This is a genomic window from Enterococcus sp. 2201sp1_2201st1_C11_2201SCRN_220225, assembly GCF_040925905.1.
GTDB classification, from domain to species: Bacteria; Bacillota; Bacilli; order Lactobacillales; family Enterococcaceae; genus Enterococcus_C; species Enterococcus_C asini_A.
The window spans coordinates 32,929-53,462 of the sequence record NZ_JBCOJC010000004.1; the positions used below are offsets into that span (position 1 = coordinate 32,929).

The 20,534-nt window shown below is 39.8% G+C and carries 18 protein-coding genes; 8 read left to right on the forward strand and 10 right to left on the reverse strand.

Annotation, left to right across the window (positions count from 1 at the left end; translation table 11 throughout):
* Positions 1 to 74 precede the first annotated feature (74 nt).
* From AB5754_RS01980 to AB5754_RS01995, 4 genes are all read left to right on the forward strand, one after another.
* On the forward strand, positions 75 to 746 hold the full coding sequence (locus AB5754_RS01980) for a hypothetical protein (RefSeq protein ID WP_368252236.1): 672 nt from the start codon (positions 75 to 77) through the stop codon (positions 744 to 746).
* Between the two features lie 2 nt (positions 747 to 748).
* Positions 749 to 1,630 carry a sce7725 family protein gene (locus AB5754_RS01985; protein ID WP_368252237.1) on the forward strand — a complete coding sequence of 294 codons (882 nt, stop codon included), beginning with the start codon at positions 749 to 751 and terminating at the stop codon, positions 1,628 to 1,630.
* Between the two features lie 1,220 nt (positions 1,631 to 2,850).
* Positions 2,851 to 3,399 carry a sigma-70 family RNA polymerase sigma factor gene (locus AB5754_RS01990; RefSeq protein ID WP_368252238.1) on the forward strand — a complete coding sequence of 183 codons (549 nt, stop codon included), beginning with the start codon at positions 2,851 to 2,853 and terminating at the stop codon, positions 3,397 to 3,399.
* Positions 3,389 to 4,099: a hypothetical protein gene (locus tag AB5754_RS01995; protein ID WP_368259449.1), complete on the forward strand. Its 711-nt coding sequence runs from the start codon at positions 3,389 to 3,391 to the stop codon at positions 4,097 to 4,099. The genes AB5754_RS01990 and AB5754_RS01995 overlap by 11 nt, the downstream gene beginning before the upstream one ends.
* Positions 4,100 to 4,193: 94 nt before the next feature.
* Here AB5754_RS01995 and AB5754_RS02000 read toward each other — a convergent pair whose 3' ends face one another.
* The 4 genes from AB5754_RS02000 to AB5754_RS02015 form a co-directional block, all read right to left on the reverse strand.
* Positions 4,194 to 4,541, reverse strand: coding sequence for a type II toxin-antitoxin system PemK/MazF family toxin (locus AB5754_RS02000; protein WP_368252240.1), 348 nt, complete (start codon positions 4,539 to 4,541; stop codon positions 4,194 to 4,196).
* Entirely contained in the window at positions 4,541 to 4,780 is a 240-nt protein-coding gene (locus AB5754_RS02005; RefSeq protein ID WP_368252241.1) for a hypothetical protein, read from the reverse strand. The genes AB5754_RS02000 and AB5754_RS02005 overlap by 1 nt, the downstream gene beginning before the upstream one ends.
* Before the next feature lie 285 nt (positions 4,781 to 5,065).
* Positions 5,066 to 5,866, reverse strand: a complete 801-nt coding sequence (locus tag AB5754_RS02010; RefSeq protein ID WP_311834531.1) for an HAD family hydrolase — start codon at positions 5,864 to 5,866, stop codon at positions 5,066 to 5,068.
* A gap of 15 nt (positions 5,867 to 5,881) precedes the next feature.
* On the reverse strand, positions 5,882 to 7,411 hold the full coding sequence (locus tag AB5754_RS02015) for an ABC-F family ATP-binding cassette domain-containing protein (protein WP_368259450.1): 1,530 nt from the start codon (positions 7,409 to 7,411) through the stop codon (positions 5,882 to 5,884).
* A 259-nt stretch (positions 7,412 to 7,670) separates the two neighbouring features.
* On the opposite strand from AB5754_RS02015, the gene AB5754_RS02020 reads away from it, so the two are divergent.
* The 4 genes from AB5754_RS02020 to panD are packed head-to-tail and all read left to right on the forward strand — an operon-like array spanning position 7,671 to position 10,584.
* Positions 7,671 to 8,504, forward strand: a complete 834-nt coding sequence (locus AB5754_RS02020; RefSeq protein ID WP_368252243.1) for a Rossmann-like and DUF2520 domain-containing protein — start codon at positions 7,671 to 7,673, stop codon at positions 8,502 to 8,504.
* Entirely contained in the window at positions 8,501 to 9,340 is an 840-nt protein-coding gene (panB, locus tag AB5754_RS02025) for a 3-methyl-2-oxobutanoate hydroxymethyltransferase (protein WP_368252244.1), read from the forward strand. Before AB5754_RS02020 ends, panB begins: the two co-directional genes overlap by 4 nt.
* Entirely contained in the window at positions 9,341 to 10,204 is an 864-nt protein-coding gene (gene panC / locus AB5754_RS02030; protein ID WP_368252245.1) for a pantoate--beta-alanine ligase, read from the forward strand.
* Positions 10,201 to 10,584, forward strand: a complete 384-nt coding sequence (gene panD / locus AB5754_RS02035; protein ID WP_311834536.1) for an aspartate 1-decarboxylase — start codon at positions 10,201 to 10,203, stop codon at positions 10,582 to 10,584. The genes panC and panD overlap by 4 nt, the downstream gene beginning before the upstream one ends.
* Before the next feature lie 122 nt (positions 10,585 to 10,706).
* Here the strand turns inward: panD and AB5754_RS02040 are convergent, their stop codons facing one another.
* The 6 genes from AB5754_RS02040 to AB5754_RS02065 all read right to left on the reverse strand — a co-directional run bounded on the left by AB5754_RS02040 (position 10,707) and on the right by AB5754_RS02065 (position 20,395).
* On the reverse strand, positions 10,707 to 11,825 hold the full coding sequence (locus AB5754_RS02040; RefSeq protein ID WP_368251521.1) for an AI-2E family transporter: 1,119 nt from the start codon (positions 11,823 to 11,825) through the stop codon (positions 10,707 to 10,709).
* 98 nt (positions 11,826 to 11,923) lie between these two features.
* Positions 11,924 to 13,492: a ribosomal protection-like ABC-F family protein gene (gene abc-f / locus AB5754_RS02045; protein WP_368251522.1), complete on the reverse strand. Its 1,569-nt coding sequence runs from the start codon at positions 13,490 to 13,492 to the stop codon at positions 11,924 to 11,926.
* A 400-nt stretch (positions 13,493 to 13,892) separates the two neighbouring features.
* On the reverse strand, positions 13,893 to 15,773 hold the full coding sequence (locus AB5754_RS02050) for an ABC transporter ATP-binding protein (RefSeq protein WP_368251523.1): 1,881 nt from the start codon (positions 15,771 to 15,773) through the stop codon (positions 13,893 to 13,895).
* Entirely contained in the window at positions 15,763 to 17,502 is a 1,740-nt protein-coding gene (locus tag AB5754_RS02055; protein ID WP_368251524.1) for an ABC transporter ATP-binding protein, read from the reverse strand. Before AB5754_RS02055 ends, AB5754_RS02050 begins: the two co-directional genes overlap by 11 nt.
* A gap of 181 nt (positions 17,503 to 17,683) precedes the next feature.
* Positions 17,684 to 19,927: an AAA family ATPase gene (locus AB5754_RS02060; protein ID WP_368251525.1), complete on the reverse strand. Its 2,244-nt coding sequence runs from the start codon at positions 19,925 to 19,927 to the stop codon at positions 17,684 to 17,686.
* Between the two features lie 9 nt (positions 19,928 to 19,936).
* Positions 19,937 to 20,395 (reverse strand): DUF6530 family protein, encoded by a 459-nt coding sequence (locus AB5754_RS02065; protein WP_368251526.1) that lies wholly within the window; start codon positions 20,393 to 20,395, stop codon positions 19,937 to 19,939.
* Positions 20,396 to 20,534 lie beyond the last annotated feature (139 nt).

Sequence of the window (20,534 nt, forward strand, 5' to 3'; positions counted from 1 at the left end):
ATCATACACTCTTCTAGCAAAATACGAATGTTTGTTCTATGATAAATAAACGAGTATATCCTAGGAGGAATCTGATGAAGACCCCATTAACCCTAGCTTTAGAAGAGACTTTATACGCTTATTGCCGAGAAAAAGGGGAAGTCGTAGTTGAAGAAGTGGTCATGCCGGATGATTTAGGGATTGTGGACACGTTAAGTCTGCGCTTGCTTTCCGATAAAGAGTATGAGTGGCGTTGCTTTGAATTGAAAGTTTCCAAAGGGGATTTTCGCTCCCATGCGAAACTGTCTTTTGTGGGCCATTACAATTACTTCGTCTTACCAGAAAGCCTCTATCTTCAAGTGGAAAAAGAGATTCCTGAGCATGTAGGCGTCTTAGTTTACCATGGCTATGCCAATCCAGAAGAACAAGGTTTGCCAGGTTATCTCGTTTCAGCAAAAAAAGCTCGCTACCAAGAACTGCAAGTAAACGAAAATGAATTAATGTATCGTTTAATGAATGCCCAGGCCAGAGAAGTAAGCAAGGCCAAACAAACCGAACGGGGAGTGCGGGTTTTCAGCACAGACCAACTTTACAAGGAGTTAAAACGCCGTCAGCCGGAGTACGATCTTTATGGTGGCGGGGTAAATTACTACGATCGTTTTCTAGCAGATACCCAAGATCAAGCTGTCGAAGCATTAAAAGAAGAGCTGGACGCCTACCAAGAAGCTTACAAGGAACTGTTGGCTCGATTAGAAGAAGGGGAATAACGATGTACTATCCGTATTTACGAGGAAAACAGTTTGATCTTCTAGCCTTAAAAGAATTGGTAAAAGAAGATCGTCTTGCCAAAACTGTCATTCCCGTTATTGAGCCGGTGAAACAGTCTAAAACTTTACTACAAACCTTAGAAGTCTTCCGTCAAAAGAATCATCCTTTTTATTTAATCGACAATCCTCAAGCGGGCGATTTCTTGACAGAAACAGGCCTTGCCCTGTTACAAGACTTATCCCAGGGACACCGGGGTCATATTATAACAGCTAATCCAGCAGAATTTCATTTTCATCCAGATGATTTGTACTTTGCTAATTCCGCTCAAGGGGTGAAGGAACTACCAGAGAAGTATCTCAAGGGGCAATTTGCGGCTCCTTTTGAAATGAGGATTTTGCGCCAATTAACAAAAACTGGTGGGGTGATTTCGTTACAAGACCCCTTTACTCGGCTACCTCGAAACAGTTATTATCGTGAGTATCAAGATGAAGTTTTTACTCGGAGCCATTTAACCTATAGAAAACAAGGATTTAGCGGATTTGGTGATTTTTCATTGGACAGCCGCATTTATTACGAGCAAGGTTACCCTGATCGCGATTTGTGCTTACATCTGGTCTATCCTGGAGATGGTAGAGAACTGCGAGTGCATCATTTCGTCTCACCTCAAGACCCTGAGGAAACAGCCTTGTCTCAAAAAGAGAAATTTTTACAGATGCTTGTTGAGGTCGATACTTGGACAAAATCTGGACGCTTACCGGAAACATTAGGGTTAAATCTTTTGCTAAAAGCGTATCAAGCAGGGCATTTCCCTGGAATGGGTGTCATGAGAAAAAGTGTTATCATGCACCATCTAGAGATTATGGGGAAGTTACTAGTAGAGTAATCGTGGACTTTTATAAATAGAAGAACCGCTATTTAATCGCAATTTACTAATGAATGGAACTAACAGCAAATAACTGATTTTATTAAATGATTCTGAAGTTCAGACTTATCTGTTTCTTGAAAGATGATTTTAAGCTGACAAAGCTTTCTATACACTCATCAGTGCAGTTATTAGGTGTTTAAGGATGGATGATTTTTAAAGTTCAGCAAGTTTATGTAGCAAATTATGAAAGAATCTTGTAATTTATGCAGATTAACTTATAGATAATCCCAAACGCATAACTGGGCTAATTATTGAGTTAATTGTTAATTATGAAAAGGATGCTGAAGAATCAATTCCAAATATTTATATCATTGAATAATTATCTCGATTTAATTGATCTAAAAGATTAATTTTTAACCGTATCAGTAGGGAAAACAATAAAAATTACTGTTAAAATGTATTTTTTGTACTCAATTCGAGTTGTTAGCATCCAAATTGCCAACAGGAGGTCTGCAAACAGGGGAGTGATAGAAAATCCTAATTCCAATCACTAAAGCAAAAATTTAACATTTTAGTTAACATAATATATATTAAACGAAGTAGCAAGCTTCAATAAATCCAGCTTAACTTTATTTTCAACTCATTATATCCACTAAAATCTATTACAATCCCTCCATTATTTTCAAAATCTTCCCATGGATAATTGTTAAACAATAAAAATAATCTGTTCTCAGTATTCATTTCTTTTCTAATCGTATTTTTGTAGCTGATAAGCTACTTGTTGCAGCAAGTATAAAAATTAAAGCATTACAGGTTATGTGATTAATAAATACTGCTGATGAAAAACGGAAATTTATCTAATTACTATAGGCATAACTACGTTAGTGATCAAACGCATAAATCATTTTTTAGAACAATCGGCTTCTAGTATCCACGATAGTTGGCATTAACCGTAATTATTTACTGTATTGCTTAATATGTAGTCCTATATAACTTAATCGCAAGCGATTACACAAACAATAAACATCAGAAAGTCCATTTTTTAGGTATACCATATCTCCCCCGCTTTTGTTGCTTACTTGTGTTTAACCTCATGAAAACACTCCTTTTCCCTTCTTTTTAGGATGTTAAGAAGAAACATTATAAAAAAACTCTTTTGCTGATAGAAAAAGAGTTTTTCCAACGTATAATAAATGAATAGATTAAAGGATTGCTATCGCGTAATGGGAGGTGTCGATATGGAGGATGAGTTGGTTACTCAGTTGAAAAAGCGTGATTTTGCTGGACTTGAAAATCTGGTTGCGGAATATGGACAGGCAATTTTGCGGACGATTCACGCGATTCTTAGGGAGAGTCATGAACAAAACGAGTGGGAAATGGTGGAAAATGAAGTCTTTTACGGAATCTGGGAAAAAATTAACACCTATGATTCCAAGAAAGCGTCTTTTACTACGTGGGTATTGATGATTGCCCGTAGTAAAGCCATTGATAAAAAACGTATGTTGCAGCGAGATTTAAAAAATGATGAGCTCAGTAATCAAAGCATTAGACAAATCGCTTATGCTGTTGCTGATCCTTTGGCCCAAGAGGAATTTTTGGAATTAGTGGATTGTTTATCAAAAGAAGATCAGCATATCTTTTTGCTTTATTATTTTTATCAAGAATCCCCTGCTGATATTGCTGATTTACTAGGGATTAATCAAGGAGTAATTTACAATCGACTTTCACGAGGACGCAGCAAGTTAAAAGAAGTTTTATCAGAAAGGAGTGATCTTCATGGGATTTAAAGAAGTGGTTTTTGAAGAAAATAAGCGGTTGGGGAATGTATTAGCCCAAGATGATGCCAAGACCCTCTACCAACGAAGCAAGTACTACATCCTGATGAAAGAAATCTCTGAAAAACTACGTCCGGAACTACCAAAAGACGAAGAGATTTTAGCTTATTTGCCTTTAACAAATACTGATAATACTGCCTTTATGAATACTGGTATCAACGGTCTCTCCTACGCCCGCACCAAAAAAGCAAGAGATTACGTGAACACTTTTCATGATACCCGTGGCAACCGACTGATGATTTTTACGAAAAGAAGAATTCTCTTTTTAGTAGTTGTAGAGTTTTTGGAAGAAAAGCAATATTTTAGTTATCCCTATGAAAGTATTCAATCAATTTATGTAGAAAAATATCAGCGACGATATTTTGATGAAAAAATGCACCGTCAGAATTTCAGCTGTTACTTTCTCGACTTCCAATCAGAAGCAAATGTTTTTTTTGAAGCCTTAAACAAAGAGGATTATCAGGAATATTGTCGCATTAAGGCTAGTATTCCAGCCTTTTCCCAAGTGAAATCCGGTACTAAGGTACAACGGAACACACGTCTTGATCGAGTGCTTCATAAAATCGGCTCCAGTGCGGTCTGGTGGATTAATCTCCCTTTTGTCTTATTGTTGATTTATTTTATTTGGCGGCTACTCAGTGGCTTAGGGTAAATTCTAGTTGGTTACTTATGGACGTTTTTACTCAAATGACATGCTAAAAATGCACTCGGACAGTATCCTGAGTGCATTTTTAGTATATTGTGTATTAATTTTCTAAAGAAACGAAAGCTTCAATTCTTTCTAACACAGCAGAGAAAGTCGCCAAATCACAAACTGCGACTTTTTGGAATTTACGTTTCGTATAATCCATTGAACGCATTTGATGGACAGAAATTTGACCGCTAATTCCACTAGTCTCCCCTTCTACAATCAAATCTACATACAATGGTGCTTTTCTTTTCGTTGAGGAAATAGGACACACATAACAAAAGCCCGTGCGTTTGTTGAATTCATTATTGGTTACCACAATGCCCGGACGACGTTTTTGGATTTCTTTTCCTAAAGAAGGGTCAAAATCAATGAAAATGATGTCTCTTTGCTGAGGAATTTTCATTATTCTTCGACCTCAGTCTCAAGGCTTTTCATTTCATCCCAAGCGCGATCTTCTGCTGTTAACTCACTGCGGACATCTCCCCAAAATTCATCGGTATGGTAAATATCCTTGATTTTAGGTGTGAGTATGTAGCCACTTTTGCTCATGCGCAATGTGAATTCCTCTCCTGCTTGCATCCGAGCAACCTTAGGAAAAATAATCCCTACTGAGTTGCCAATTTTTTTGACTTTCACTTCCATAATTCACACCTCCTGTTAGTACAAGTATAACTTTTTTGCGAAAGATTTGCTAGCCTAGTGGTACTTTCTTAATGTAGTGCTAATTCAGTTGCTACTATTCTCGCAAATACGCCATCAAACCGGCTTTCAAGTCACTAGATGACCCTCCTGCTTCGATATGGCCACTAACGGGAATCAAAATCCAAGTGAGTCAGATACTTGTAAAGCAATTCCCAAAAACCACTGCAAAAAAACAAAAAGAGCAATCCGCCGATTTTTGACGAATCACTCTTTTTAAAATCAATTCTACTGTTTACTAGTAAGTACTTCTTTTAATACTTGCAACACGCCATACTCGTCATTTGATGGCGCGGTGTATTTCGCAAATTTCGCAACTTCCGGGGTTCCATTGGCCATAATATAGCTGTGTCCCACTTGTTTTAGCATCCCCACATCATTGTAGGTGTCACCAAACGCCATCATATTATCAAAAGGTATGGCTAGTTTTTGACTCATAATCTCCATAGCACTACCTTTATCCACACCTTTATTCATAATGTCGATCCATTCCGGTCCGCTAACTACTACAGAATAATCTCCACCAAAAGTTGGCTCAAAAATAGCAGCAAAGTTGTCTTGACTGTTTTGCTCTGGGAAATAGAGGGTGAATTTATCAGCGGTAACTTCCACTTGACTTAAATCTTCCACAAACTCAATTTGAGTGTAAAATGTGCGGAAAACAGCCTCGTAATTTTGATACTTGCTTTCAATATAAGCTGCATTCATACCACAAATGACAGGAATTCCCGAAGATTCTTGGGCAAAGGCAACCATTTTTTGGTAATCTTTTTGAGGCAGCTCACTATTGAAAATAACTTTGTCTTCATGGAGAATCAGTCCTCCATTGTCGGCAATAAAACTCATATCATGACGCAATTCTTGAAATGTATCCAGTAATGTATACAACGGTCGCCCACTAGCCGCAGCAAAAGTGATGCCTTTTTGTTTTAACTCTCTTACGGTTTCGATTAAACCAGGGGGTAGTTCCCCTGTGCTGGTTAGTAAAGTATGATCCATATCGGTGGCGATAAATTGAATGTTTTTCATAAATGATCCTCCTCTTTATGCGCTTAATTCGATTACTCGGTCCACAAAGTCTTCATAAAAGCCATTTTCATGGGAAACTACCAAAACTGTCCCGGGGAAAGCTTGTAAAGTCTCTTGTAAGTTTTCTTTCGATTCCTGGTCAATGTGGTTGGTAGGTTCATCGAGAATTAAGAAATTACTTTTTTTCATGGTCATTTCTGCTAATTTGACCTTGGTTTGTTCGCCACCACTTAAATATTTTAAAGACTCTTGGACTAATTCTGCGGTTAAACCAGCCCGGGATAAGTGTTGGCGTAATTCTTTTATTGAAGCTTTTGGAAAACGATCGCTCATAAACTGTAATGGGGTCTGCAATGGGTTTTGCCAGTCTAATTCTTGGGAAAAATAGTTAAATGAAGTTTTTTCCGGATAATGAAACTCCCCTTCTAAAGACGGAATCATCCCTAAGAGAGTTTTAATCAATGTGGATTTCCCGATGCCATTAAACCCTCGAATCGCGATTTTTTCTCCATAGCGAATGGTTAAATTAATCGGCGCTAAAAGCGGACGGGTCTTTTCATAGCCAATTACCAGTTGATCTGTTTCCAAGGCTAACGTGGTGACGATTGGCGCATAATCAAAGGCTAAATGAGGTTTTGGCGCATCACTAGGTGGTGTGAGCCGTTCGATTTTGGCTAGTTGTTTTTCCCGGCTTTTAGCCATGGTCGAACGGGAGCCGGCTTTGTATTTGCGAATATAAGCTTCGGTTTTCTTAATGTGTTCTTTTTGAGCTTCGTATTGCCGCAAGTAAGTTTCTTGTTGCAATTCTTTTTGTTTTAAAGCTCTCGTTAGATTCCCAGTGTATTTGCTTAATTTACCAAATTCGATATCCAAAATATGGGTGGTAATTTCATTTAAAAAGGCGCGGTCATGAGAAACTACCAAAAAGGTCCCTGTAAATTCTTTTAGAAATTGAGTTAACCATGTAACGTGATTATCATCTAAATGGTTCGTTGGTTCGTCGAGAATTAATAAATCCGGCTTTTCTAAGAGCATCTTCGCCAAGATAATCTTCGAGCGTTGGCCACCGCTTAGATTGCTCATCTTTGTGTCCATACCGAGAATAGTAATGCCCAGACCTGTAGCCAGTTCATCAATAATCGTCTGCATTTGGTAAAATTCCCCTTGGTCCAGCTCGTTTTGCAACTGACCAGCTTGTTCTAACAGACGATCGTCTAAGCTTTCACCATATTGTGTGTAAAGCTCTCCAATGCGGGCTTCTTTGGCGAAATCCCCAGCAAAAGCTGTTTCTAAAAAGCCTTGGATGGTCAAGCCTTCTGCTACATTGACATACTGGTCCAAATAGCCTAAATGCAAGTTTTTAGGAAACACCACCCGACCCTCATCTGGCAAAAGCTCTCCGGTGATGATTTTAATTAGTGTACTCTTTCCGGCTCCGTTGCGACCAATTAACCCCACATGTTCTCCCCGATTAATTTGTGCACTGATATTTTCATAAAGTATTTTATCCCCAAATTGTTGGGTAATATTTTCTAAGGTTAACATTGTGTCCTCATTTCTAGTGACCGTTAAAAAAGCTGTAGACGCTACTGCCGCCTACAGCTTTTATTGCGTATCCAACTTAGCCAGTCCTTTTCATTTATCATGAAAAGAATAGCACGGCTTTCATACATTGTCAAAAGCACCGGCTATTCTTGAGATTTTACATCAAAATAGCTAGGTTTTTTTAACAAAATTGAAGAATCAGCTAGTGTCTTGACAGAATTGTGGTAAGATATTCTGGAAACAAAACAGAGGTGATGAAATGAAAAGAATCGGTTTTATCGGTGCTGGTAAAGTGGGACATGTTTTAGGTGGTTATTTGGCTCGGCACGGTTTTACACTACAAGGCTATGCTTCTCGCACTTTGCTTTCAGCAAAAAAAGCTGCAAGTGCTTGGAATACAAGATCCTATTGCGATAAAAAGGAATTGGTTAAAGACTGTGATTGGCTGTTTCTCACTGTGCCAGATGACAAAATTTCCTCGGTTTATCTGGAAATAGCGCCGTTTTTAACGTCAGGACACGTTGTTTTTCATTGCAGCGGTGCTCTAACTTGTGAAATCTTCACACCCAAAATTACAGGCGTTCTTTACTACTCTTTTCATCCCATGCTAGCAATTGGAAACACACAGTCTTTCCAAAGTTTAAGCCAAGCTGCCTTTACCTTAGAAGGTCTGGACGTAGCGAACATTTTACCTGAACTCAGCTGCTTGAAAAATCCGATTCATACGCTAGCGTCTAAAGAAAAAGTTCGCTACCACGCCGGCTGTGTGTTTTTAAGTAACTTGGTCATCGCCTTAGCTCAAACTGGTACCACGCTTTTAAAAGATTGCGGTTTGCCAGAAAGTTTTGTCTTCGGTGCTAGTCATACATTATTACAACAAAACATAAATCAACTGGCTTCAGTTGGTGCCACAAAAGCCTTGACGGGGCCTATTGAGCGAAATGATGTACAGACGGTGACGCGTCATTTAGAAGTGTTAAATGACCAACAAAGCCTGCTTTACTGCCTATTGTCCCGAGAACTACTGACCTTGGCTCAAATTAAGCATCCCGAAACCGACTATTCAACTATGGAAAGGATTTTATACTCTTGAAAAAAACCGTGATGACACTGGCTCAGAAAAAAGCCCAGCAAGAAAAAATCAGTATGTTAACTGCCTATGATTACACCACCGCAAAGCTCATGGATGACGCTGATATCGACGCACTATTAGTCGGTGATTCATTAGGAATGGTCATGTTGGGCTATGAGGATACCTTACAAGTGACCATGGAGGATATGATTCACCATTCGAAAGCGGTACGCCGGGGGGCAAAAAAAGCCCTCGTTGTCACCGACCTGCCCTTTCTCTCCTATCATGTCTCAGTGGAGCAAGCGGTCTTAAATGCTGGTCGCCTAGTGAAAGAAGGCCAAGCAGAAGCGGTGAAATTAGAAGGCGGTGTAGCTTTTGCCGAAGTAATTGCGGCCATTGTCAAAGCACAAATTCCGGTTATGGGACATATTGGTTTAACGCCTCAATCCATTAATGCTTTTGGCGGATTTAAAATTCAAGGAAAAACCCTAGCTGCAGCTCGGCAAATTGTGGCAGACGCTTTCGCCGTAGAAGCAGCGGGAGCTTTTGCAGTGGTATTAGAAGGGATTCCTGGTGATTTGGCTGACTACATTACCCAGCGTTTGAGCATCCCCACTATTGGGATTGGCGCTGGCAATAAAACGGATGGACAAGTTTTAGTTTACCAAGATGCTTTGGGAATGTATGGAGACTTACAACCGAAATTTGTGAAACGTTTTGGAGAAGCTGGTACGCTTTATAAAGCAGCTTTTACCACTTACCAAGAAGAAATCGCCACTGGAGCATTTCCAAGTGCCGCCCATACTTTTCCCATTGATCAAAAAATCATCGAAATACTGAAACAGGAGGAACGATAAATGCAGACTGTCACCACTATTGTAGAAGTTCGGCAAATTGTCAGCACTTGGAAAAAAGCAGGCAAAACAATTGGGCTCGTTCCTACCATGGGTGCTTTACATGAGGGACATCAAAGTTTGATTACAACGGCTCGTCAGCAATGTGACAAAGTAGTCCTCAGTATTTTCGTTAACCCGCTCCAATTTTCTCCAGAAGAAGACTTAGCTTGCTACCCTCGCGATTTGCCCACCGACCAAATTAAAGCAGCGGCTGCAGGATGTAACCTGCTTTTTTGTCCTAGTGAAGTCGAAATGTATCCGGCAGGTTTTAATAGCTATGTGGAATGTTTTGGCGTTACACAAATGCTAGAAGGTCACAGCCGTCCCACTCATTTTAAAGGTGTGGCTACCGTAGTGACCAAACTCTTTGGGATTGTGACTCCAGATATTGCCTTTTTCGGTCAAAAAGACGCTCAGCAAGTAGCGGTAATCGAACAAATGGTGAGGGATTTAAATCTACCTGTTACCATTTACAGTTGTCCGATTATTCGAGAAGCATCAGGCTTAGCAAAAAGCTCGCGCAATCAATATTTAAGTGTTCAGGAAAAGAGAGAAGCACTGGTTTTATCTCAAAGTCTAAAGCTCGCTGAAAGGATGATCAATACTCGGCAACCGGTAGCGAAAATTCACCAGGCAATGACCGCCAAAATAGAAGAGTCCCCTTTAGCCGTCATTGACTATCTTAAAATCGTCAACCCGCAAACGTTACAAGAAATCAAAGAGATTGAAAAAGAGTGCTTGATTTTATTAGCTGTCTACATTGGTCAAACTCGCCTAATAGACAATGCCCGCTTCACTATTACCAACAAGGGAGAGAAAAAATGAACATCACCATGTTAAAGTGTAAAATTCACCGGGCTACTGTTACGGAAGCTCAGTTGGATTATGTTGGGAGTATTACCATTGATGAAACGCTAATAAAAGCAAGTGGTCTTTTAGAGTATGAAAAAGTCCAAATTGTCGATTGCAATAACGGGGAGCGATTTGAAACCTACGTTATCGCGGGCCCTGCTAATTCTGGTGTAATTTGTCTAAACGGTGCCGCTGCGAGAAAAGTCGCAGTACAAGATAAAATTATCATTATGGCCTATGGGATTTTGACTTCAAAAGAAGCAGCGACACACCGCCCCCAAGTAATTTTAGTAGATGAAGAAAATAAGATTACTAAAACCTGTCATTACGAACGCCATGGAGTATTAGGCTGATAAAAAAGGAAGCACCTGTGTTATTACTATGATTTTAATAAAGTTTTTGTCCTAGTCAAAAAGAGCAATCCTACTTCCTGTAATTAGGAAATCGGACTGCTCTTTTATAGTGCCAAATGACTTTATTCTTCCATTGAATCATTTAAAATGGTATTTTCTTGCTTTCTCAACCGATAGATTTTATGACCATTGATAATCAAGGTCTTAATCACCGCATAAACCGGGATACACACCAACATGCCGAAAATTCCAAAGACACTGCCGGCACCTAGCAATACTAAAATAATCGTAATGGGATGAATATTTAAAGTCTTCCCAAAGAGCAACGGTTTGATTAAATTGCCATCCAATTGCTGAATTACAAGAATGGAAATCGCCATATACAAAGCTTGCCAAGGAGAAACAAACAACCCCACAATCACCGCCGGTACAGCCCCGATAAAGGGTCCCACGTAAGGAATGATATTGGTTAAACCGCAGATAAAAGCCAACAATAAACTATAGGGTTGTTGGAAAATCGTCATAGCAATAAAACTCAATCCCCCAATCATTAAAGCATCCAACATGGTACTACTGATATAGGCGGATAACGTATTATTCAAATCTTTAACGGTTGCTCGTAATTCGCTGCGCAAGCTTTGGGGAAAGAATACATCCAGACTATCCATAAAGCGGTAGCCGTCTTTAAACATAAAAATCAAAATAAAAGGAACGGTGAATAGTAAAACAAAAAACTTCGTCAAAACAGACAAAATATGACTTAAACTATTGGTCACGCTGGTAATCAACCAATTAATAATATTGTTCAGCGTAAGATTCATACTCTCTAGCTGTTGCTCAATATTGAAATTGCGAAATTCTTCTTTCTGCCCCACTTCTACCAACCAGTTATTGGCTTCTTCGGCATAAGTAGGTAAAGATTGCGTCAATTGCACAGCTTGACTCACCAGTTGAGGCACTACATTCATAATTAAAAGGACCAGAAAGATTACCACCGTCGCAAAAACGATTAAAAAGCTCACCATGCGAGACAAGCTTCTTTTTTCTAACCAGCGAACTAAAGGATCAAACATATAGTACAAAAACCCTGCTACAAATAAGGGTAAGATAATGGTGGAAGCCATGGTGATTACGGGTTTTAAAAAACTTCGCATTTGAAGTAAGAAAAAGCTTCCGATAATAATCAGCACCCATTCGGCGGTCCAGAAAAATAGTTTGGAATTTTTAAAACGTGATTGCATCTTGTTTCCTCCAAGGCATGTGTTACTTTTAATTGTACCATTTCTCTTAAACTAGCAATAGTTTTCTTTATCGACTGAGATAAGCTAATCCAGTTTGTTTAGTCTTTCTTGTGAATCTGGCCATTTTCAATTACCAAGTGTTTTGTACAAAGCTTATTGAGAAAATAACGATCATGGGAAACGACTAGTAATGTTTCCTGATAGTCACTTAAAACTTCTTCCAATTCTTCTTTGCCGTAAATATCTAAGTGATTGGTAGGTTCATCGAGAATTAAAAAATTGACTTGTTCTTGTAAGAGCTTCAAAAGATACAAACGCATTTGTTCCCCACCGGAGAGGTCTTGAATCCGCTTGGTAACATCTTCAGCATAAAATCCATGGCGGGCCAAAATATGACGGGCTCTGTCTTGAGGCAGAAATTCTTGCACAAACTCCAAAATTTGTTGGCTTGGTTTTGAAAAGACCAGTTTTTGCGGTAAATAACCAAGTTTCACCTGGGCTCCTAGCTTAAGTGTTCCTTCGTCTAATGGTAACTCACCTACCAAACAGCGCAATAAGGTGGTCTTGCCACTCCCATTATCCCCCGCTAAAGCAACTCTCTCTTGGCGATATAAAGTAAAGCTAGCCTCACTAAAAAGGATTTGTTCTCCTAAGATCTTGCCTAAATTTCTAGCAATCAACGCTTCATTACCAGAGCGTGTCGCCTGTTGCAAATTACCTAAGCGCTTTTTCGGTTCTTTTGGGGGAGCCTTAAGCTGTGCTTGCAGTTTCTCAACTCTACGGGACAACTCTTTGGCTTTTTTGAAAAAGGCATCGTTATCCCCTTCTTGAGCCCATTGGCGGTAGCGGCGAATCATCAATTTCAAACGCTGAATTTCTTTTTGTTGCAAGTCAAAATTCTTTTGAAGAGCTGCTAAGCGTTCCTTTTTCAAAGACACATAGCGACTATAATTTCCTGGATAGCTGATTAACTCTTCTCCCTCAATTTCCAAGATACGATTGGTCACATTGTCCAAAAATTGTCGATCGTGGGAAATTACTAAATAAGCTTGTTTCGTATGAGCCAAATAGCTTTCCAGCCAATCAATCCCCGCTAAATCTAAATGATTGGTGGGCTCGTCAAGTAATAAGACGTGAGCATTATTGGTTAAAACCCGGGCCAATTCCACTCGCACTCGTTGTCCCCCACTTAATGAGTCCATGGCTTGTTCCAATTTATCTTCCAGTCCTAAACCTTTCATAGTGCTACTGATCCGATCTTCTAAGGTATAACCTCCTGCGTCTTCATATTGACTTTGTAAGCGACCGTAGTGGGCTAAAAGACGATCCAAGTCAACATCGGTTTTTGTCATAGCTTGTTCTAAACGATTTAATTCTTGCTTTAAATTTTCAATTTCTGGAAATGAATTGAGCAAATAATCTTTCACAAGCATGGAAGAACTCGTTAATTTTTGAGGTACATAGCCAATGCTCAAACCTTTTTGGCGAGCCACAGTGCCACTGGTTACTCCTTCTTCTCCCGTTAAAATCCGTAAGAGCGTGCTTTTTCCACAGCCATTGTGTCCGACTAATCCGATTTTGTCTCCAACTTGTAATGTAAGATCTATTTTATCAAAGACTGGGGTGGTCCCAAAGTTTTTGGTGAATTGGTTTCCTTGAATATACATAAATTCCTCCTGTCTGACCGAGGAGTACTAGCCAATTAAAAAAGGCCATGGCATCCCATGACCTCGTTATCTATTGAATTTCTTCATCAGCGAGATTGCTTCATGGTCAGTTATTATTTTCAAAATAAAGCGTAAAATTGGGTAGACTTCCCCATTCGTGCTTTATTTGAAAGTAATGGCATGACAAAAACAGATTGCCAATTTCAATTGATCTGCTTGTTCTGTTATTTTTGTCATCCGAACCATAAAGTCATCCCTCCCTTACTTGCTCTTATATTCAGCATAGCATGGCAAAGAGGTTTCGGCAATTCTTTTTTTGAAAGGGATAACATTTTGCATAGGAAAAGCTGAACAGAGTATAAAAAAGTTTCTGACCAATTCCTCAGTCAGAAACTTTTTGTTAATCCAATTCGATTTTCCCGGTGTAAAGTTGGTAATAAAGGCCTTTTTCCGCTAACAGAGAATTATGATCCCCCCGTTCAATGATTCGTCCGTGGTCTAATACCATAATCACATCAGCATTTTGAATGGTGGACAAGCGGTGAGCAATCACAAAGACGGTGCGTCCTTGCATCAGTTTATCCATCCCTTCTTGAACGATTTTTTCTGTCCGGGTGTCAATACTAGAGGTAGCTTCATCTAAAATCATCACCGGTGGATTGGCAATGGCTGCCCGGGCAATGGCTAAAAGTTGCCGCTGTCCTTGGGAAAGTCCCTCACCGTCTCCCGTAATTACTGTGTCATAGCCTTCTGGTAAGTGGTTGATAAAACTGTCCGCATTGGCCAGTTTCGCTGCGGCCACTACTTCGTCATCAGTAGCGGTTAACTTTCCAAAACGAATATTTTCCGCGATACTTCCTGTAAACAAATGAGTATCTTGCAAAACAATTCCTAATGAATGACGTAGCGAGTCTTTTTTAATCTTTTGAATGTTAATGCCATCGTAACGAATTTTCCCTTCTTGAATGTCGTAAAAACGATTGATTAAATTCGTAATGGTCGTTTTTCCGGCACCAGTGGCACCGACAAAAGCGACTTTTTGTCCTGGATTGGCATAAATATTGATGTCATGTAAGACGATATGTTCCGGTACATAACCAAAATCAACATCTTCAAAGACCACGTCTCCGGTTAATTTCGTATAAGTGGTAGTACCATCAGCATGGGGATGTTTCCAAGCCCACAAACCGGTGCGTTCAGAAGATTCGGTAATTACACCATTTTCTTCTTTGGCATTGATTAACGTCACATATCCTTCATCGACTTCTGGTTTTTCATCAAGGAGATCAAAAATCCGATTTGCTCCTGCTAAAGCCATAATGACAAAATTAATCTGTTGAGAAATCTGGCTAATGGGGCCATTTAACGAACGGCTCAGTTGAAGAAAGGAAGCAATCATCCCCACTGTTAAGCCACTAACTCCATTAATGGCAAAGAGACCGCCGATAATCGCAATTAAAATATATTGCACATTTAACAAATTCATCATAATCGGCATCAATTGGTTAGCATTTACGTTGGCTTGGGTGGCGCTATTTTGCAGAGCATCATTGACTTTATCAAAATCTGCCATGGCTTTTTCTTCATGATTAAAGACTTTCACCACTTTTTGACCGTGCATCATTTCTTCAATATAGCCGTTGACAATCCCTAAATCTCGTTGTTGCGCACCGAAGAAGCGCCCGCTGCGTTTAGAGATAAAACGAACCACATTGAGCATCAAAAAGACCGAAACCATGACGAAGATGGTCAATGGCAAGCTTAAGGTAAACATCGCAATAAAGACAGACACAAACGTAATCAACGCCGACATTAAATTGGGAATACTTTGAGAAATCATCTGACGCAAAGTATCCGTATCGTTCGTAAAGTGACTCATAATGTCCCCGTGGGGATGGCTGTCAAAATAGCGAATAGGAAGTGTCTCCATATGAGTAAACATTTGATCGCGAATTTTCTTTTGGGTTCCTTCACTGATTTTTACCATCGTAAAGTTATAAATCAGCCCTGCCGCAACCCCCACGATATAAATCAGCGCCATTTGCATAATTGCTTGTAAGAGCCCCGCAAAATCAGGATTGCTTTGACCCAACATTGGTGTAATGTGCTGGTCAATTACGGTTTGGATGAACAACGAGCCTCTAACATTTGCAAAAGCCGAAAGCACAATCATCACAAAAACCATAACCAGCTGCAATTTATAATCACTAAACATCAGTTTTAAGAGCCGTTTTAACGTTCTGATTGGTGAAGCAGTATTGATTCCTGGATTAGTCGACATGTTCACCAAATCCTTTCTCTTGTGATTCGTAGACTTCTTGATAAATCTGGTTATTTGCCAAAAGTTCTTCGTGAGTCCCTAAACCATTAATCTTACCATCATCTAAAACAATGATTAAATCTGCATCTTGAATGGAAGTCACCCGTTGAGAGATAATTAATGTCGTCGTTCCGGGAATCGCTTCTTTTAATCCAGCGCGAATTTCTTGGTCGGTGCGCGTATCTACCGCACTGGTTGAATCATCCAAAATCAAAATTTTAGGTTTCTTCAACAGGGCTCGAGCAATAGTCAAGCGTTGTTTTTGTCCCCCGGAAACATTGGTCCCCCCTTGGGCAATCATGGTATCGTACTTATCAGGAAATTCTTGGACAAAAGAATCTGCTTGGGCAATTTTGGCAGCAGCGATAATTTCTTCATCGCTGGCATTTTCGTTACCCCAACGTAAATTTTCTTTAATCGTACCAGAAAAGAGGACATTGTTTTGTAACACCATAGAGACTTGGTCACGCAACGTCTCTATATCGTATTCCCGCACATCGTGTCCTCCTACGATAACGGCACCTTTTGTTACGTCATAAAGTCTTGGAATCAGTTGGACAAAAGTGGACTTGGAACTACCAGTCCCCCCGATAATTCCCACAACTTGGCCAGATTTGATCTCTAAATTAATATTTTCCAACACCAATTTATTCATATCGTCAGCATAACTAAAGCAGACATCTTTAAATTGAATACTACCATCAGGAACGGTCATTCGTGGCTTTTTAGGATTGGTAATTTGACTTTCCTCATTAAAGACTTCCACGATTCGATCGGCGGAAGTTCGGGCAATGAGAATTTGCACAAAGGCCATGGAGATCATCATTAAACTCATTAAGATTTGCATGGTGTAATTGAACATTGAAACCAACTCTCCAGTAGTCAAACTACCTTCCACCACGATTAACTTGGCACCAAACCAAGACAAAAGCAACATACAAGTATAAACAGCAAACTGCAATAAGGGCATGTTAAAAGCGACAATGCGTTGAGCCAGAGTAAAGTCTTTGTATACTTCGTTGGAAACTTCACCAAATTGTTTTTCTTGGTGTTTTTCCCGAACAAAGGATTTCACCACCCGAATTCCTTGTAAATTTTCTTGCACGACGTTGTTTAAACGATCATACGTGCGAAAAACCTTGATAAATAAAGGATGGGCAAAATGAATCACCAAAGCTAAACCAATGGCCAAAAAAGGCACCACAGCCAAATAGATCAAAATCAACCGAGGATTAATAAAGCCCACCATAGTTAATGAGAAGATTAAAATCAAAGGACTTCTCACCAACATACGGATAATCATTTGAAAAGCATTTTGAACGTTGGTCACATCGGTGGTCATTCGGGTAATTAAGCCGGAAGTGGAAAAACGATCAATATTGGCAAAAGAAAAACCTTGAATCCGAGCAAAAATATTATGGCGTAAATTCCGGGCAAAACCAGCTGAAGCTACCGCCGCCCGACGAGCCCCCATAGTGCCACAAAATAATGCAAAAAGCCCACAGACAAAGAGTAAAGCGCCATACTTGAGAATGGACCCTGTGTCACTTTGGGCGATTCCTTGGTCAATCATCGCTGCCATAATCAACGGCATAATCACATCCATGATGACTTCCCCGGTGACAAATAACGGCGTGAGCAGGGTGTCTTTTTTGTAACTGCCCACATTTGCTAAAAGGGTTTTTAGCATACATCTCTTCCTTTCTTTTCTAAATTCCTATGAGAACAAATCAAAGAGACGACAGGACTACTCCCTCGTCTCTTTTCAGAATTATTCCGCTACATTAACTCTAGCGGAATAAAAAAACAAATACAAGACTTGACATTTACAAAAAAAGCTATCAAGTTTACATAATATAATTATGGATTAGTTAATCCAAATAACGGGCCAACAACCCTACCAGCTCCTCTGGAAATCGCTGTAAATCGGTAATATCCAAAAAGCGGTGTTCGCCATAAATCTCTCGAATAATTTCTTGGTCTTCCCCAATTGCTGCGGCTAAAAAGATGATTCCTTGACGTTCATAGTCGGCAATTACTTGTTGAATGTCTTCTTTTGCTTTTTTGCCCGTATAATCCGGCATGGCTTTGGGCTGACCATCGGAAATGGAGAACAAAACTTTTGTAGTTGCCGCTTCTTTACTTAAACTATCAGCTAAAATTCGTAGTGGTACCCCATCCCGGTTATTTTGTCGCGGTTTTATCCCGGCCAACTTTCCAGCCACTCCTTGGTAATCATCAGAAAACTCTTTATAAGAATAAATAGAAGTCTTCTCTCGACTGGAAAGATCTGCCGTATCCCCATAAACCATTAAAGGTAAGTTCAATTCTTTTGAAAACTCCAAAACCGCTAAACTAGCTTTACGCGCTGCCTCTAAACGTCCTTGGCGAACCATGGAACCAGACTCATCAATACGCAAGGCAATCGCCAAACTAGGCGCATCCTGAGGGGGATTTTTCTTTTCAAAAGTCCGAAAATCCTCATAAGCCACCCGGCTAGCATCAAAACGAGTTCCCGTATACTGGCCTCGTCGAAAATTGACGCTTTCTTCATTTTCCAAAATTTCCTTCAGCTTTTTAACCACCGGCGCTACCTTGGGACGGATTTCTTGCAGTAATGTGTAGGCTAATTTTTGATTTGCCTCCGTAGCCTTTGGTCGGTGAATGATCAACCCTTCCTTAGCATGAATAGTATCTTTAAAAAGTTTCCGGGCAGCTTGGTTGAGCTGTCGCTTTTCTTGCTTTTCTTTTTCTAGTTCGGCTGCTGTAGCCCCTGTAGTCGGCAACGAATCGCCTTTGTCATCAGCTTCTGTACCGGTGTCTGTTTGAGAAACTGCATCATTTCGTTTATCAATTTCTGGTAAATCAGAGGCTGGTTTTTTCTCTTCCTCATTACGTTTTAACTCTGTAGCTGCTTCACTCTCAGAATCTTTTTCCACTGGTGCTTCTTTTTCACTGCTAGCTAAAACCAAATTTTCAGCTTCAGTGGTAATATTTCTAGCATCGGCTTCTTCTTGGCTTATGTGACGTCCTTCTTTAAAGGTTTGTAGAGGCCTGCTATAAAACCAACTGGCTAAGTCTTTTAAGAGACCACTGGTTTCTAAAGCATCTTCTAAAAGACTTAATTCATTTGGTTCCGTGGTTAACTTATACAGTACTTTAGGATATAACGTTTCTAAAGGATTTTGACCTTGTTTCAAACTATTGGTCCAATAAAAGTAAGAGCGCATCCCCGCTACGCCTTTAATGGCATTAGCTTTGGCAGTGTCTTCTAAAAGACGGATGCTTTTGGCCATGATTTCTAAAGGTTCTTCTTCCGTAAAGCCGGTTTTTGCTGCCGCTCGCTCCATCATTACAGCTAATGGAGGTAAATTCATTTTTTCCGCGTGCTGCATACGATCCCGCAACGATTCATTTAACGGACGGGTTCCTTGGTAATTCCGATTAGTGGTAATGACTACTACACAATCAGGATGGCGCCGAACCAATCCTGTAGGGGTGTTTAGCATCCCATTGACTTCCAACGCTGAGTTTAACGCCACCATAACAGAAGCATCTCGAATTACGGTAGGTTCTTGAATTTCTAATAAATAGCCTTTTTCCAAGGCCCTCAGTATTTCAGAAGGATAAAAGCGATACTGTACAGAAGTCCCTTGCTCTTTTTCAATTCGTTCCACCAACTGAGCTAATTTTTCTTTTGCACTGGACGGAGGTAATGAAAAATGCTCCGCGATTAAATCTAATACAGCTTGTAAACTATCTGTTTGGTAGATAGCTTCTAAAAGTTCGCCATCTTCTTCTCGATTTTCAGTCACAGGCAATAAGGCACCAAAGACATCTGATTTGTCCATATCCGCAAAGCAAGTCACTTTAGTATAAGGCAGTTGCAATTGATAAGATAATGATTTTGCCAATTCGGTTTTCCCTGACCCCGCGTCCCCTTCTAAGAGTACGTTAAAAATCTTCAATTCCGGGTCATCCCAATTGTTTTTAATCTCACTGGCTACTCGTAATTCGACTTCTCCCGTTTGGTGACTAGCAGGTTTTTCCCAGATCATCATGCGTTCTAATTTGCTAAAATGGCGATTGCCTGTTACTTCATAAGGTGTTTTCATAGGCCCTCCTTAATAGCCTGCTTCATCTAAAAGACGTTTTAACGTCCGAAAGCGTTGGCCTAATATTTCCCCGTCTTTTTGCATTAAATCATGAAAAGCGAGGATGTCTTCATCAATATTGGGATTATCTGTGTCTACTGCCACGGTCATCCGATCCCCTTGGAGGCCGATAATCTCCACTTGAGGGTCTTTTGGATTGTAAAATTTTTCATAGCGGTAAGCTTCTTGAAAGTATAAATTTCCTTGAGCTAGTAAAATCGCCATGTCCAAAATTCGGGTAAACGATTGGCTATCTAGGGTTTCCCATTGATCTTCTTTTTTTTGTAATAAATTTCCCAACAACTCTTCATGATCTGATGACAATCCCAGAACCAGAGCTTTTTCAGGTGAGCTTTGGGCTTGTCGTCCATCTATTTTTTGGTAATCCTTGGCAATTAAAACAGGTTTTTGTGCTTTATCATTCTTCATTTCACGTCATCCTTTAATCATGTTATCTAAATTATAGCGAGAGTTCTCAAAAGTGCCAAACAATCAGTCTTTTAAGGACTTTTAGACAAGAAAATTCGTTTAGCCCAGGCAAAAAAAGAAAAAGAAGATGCAATAAACA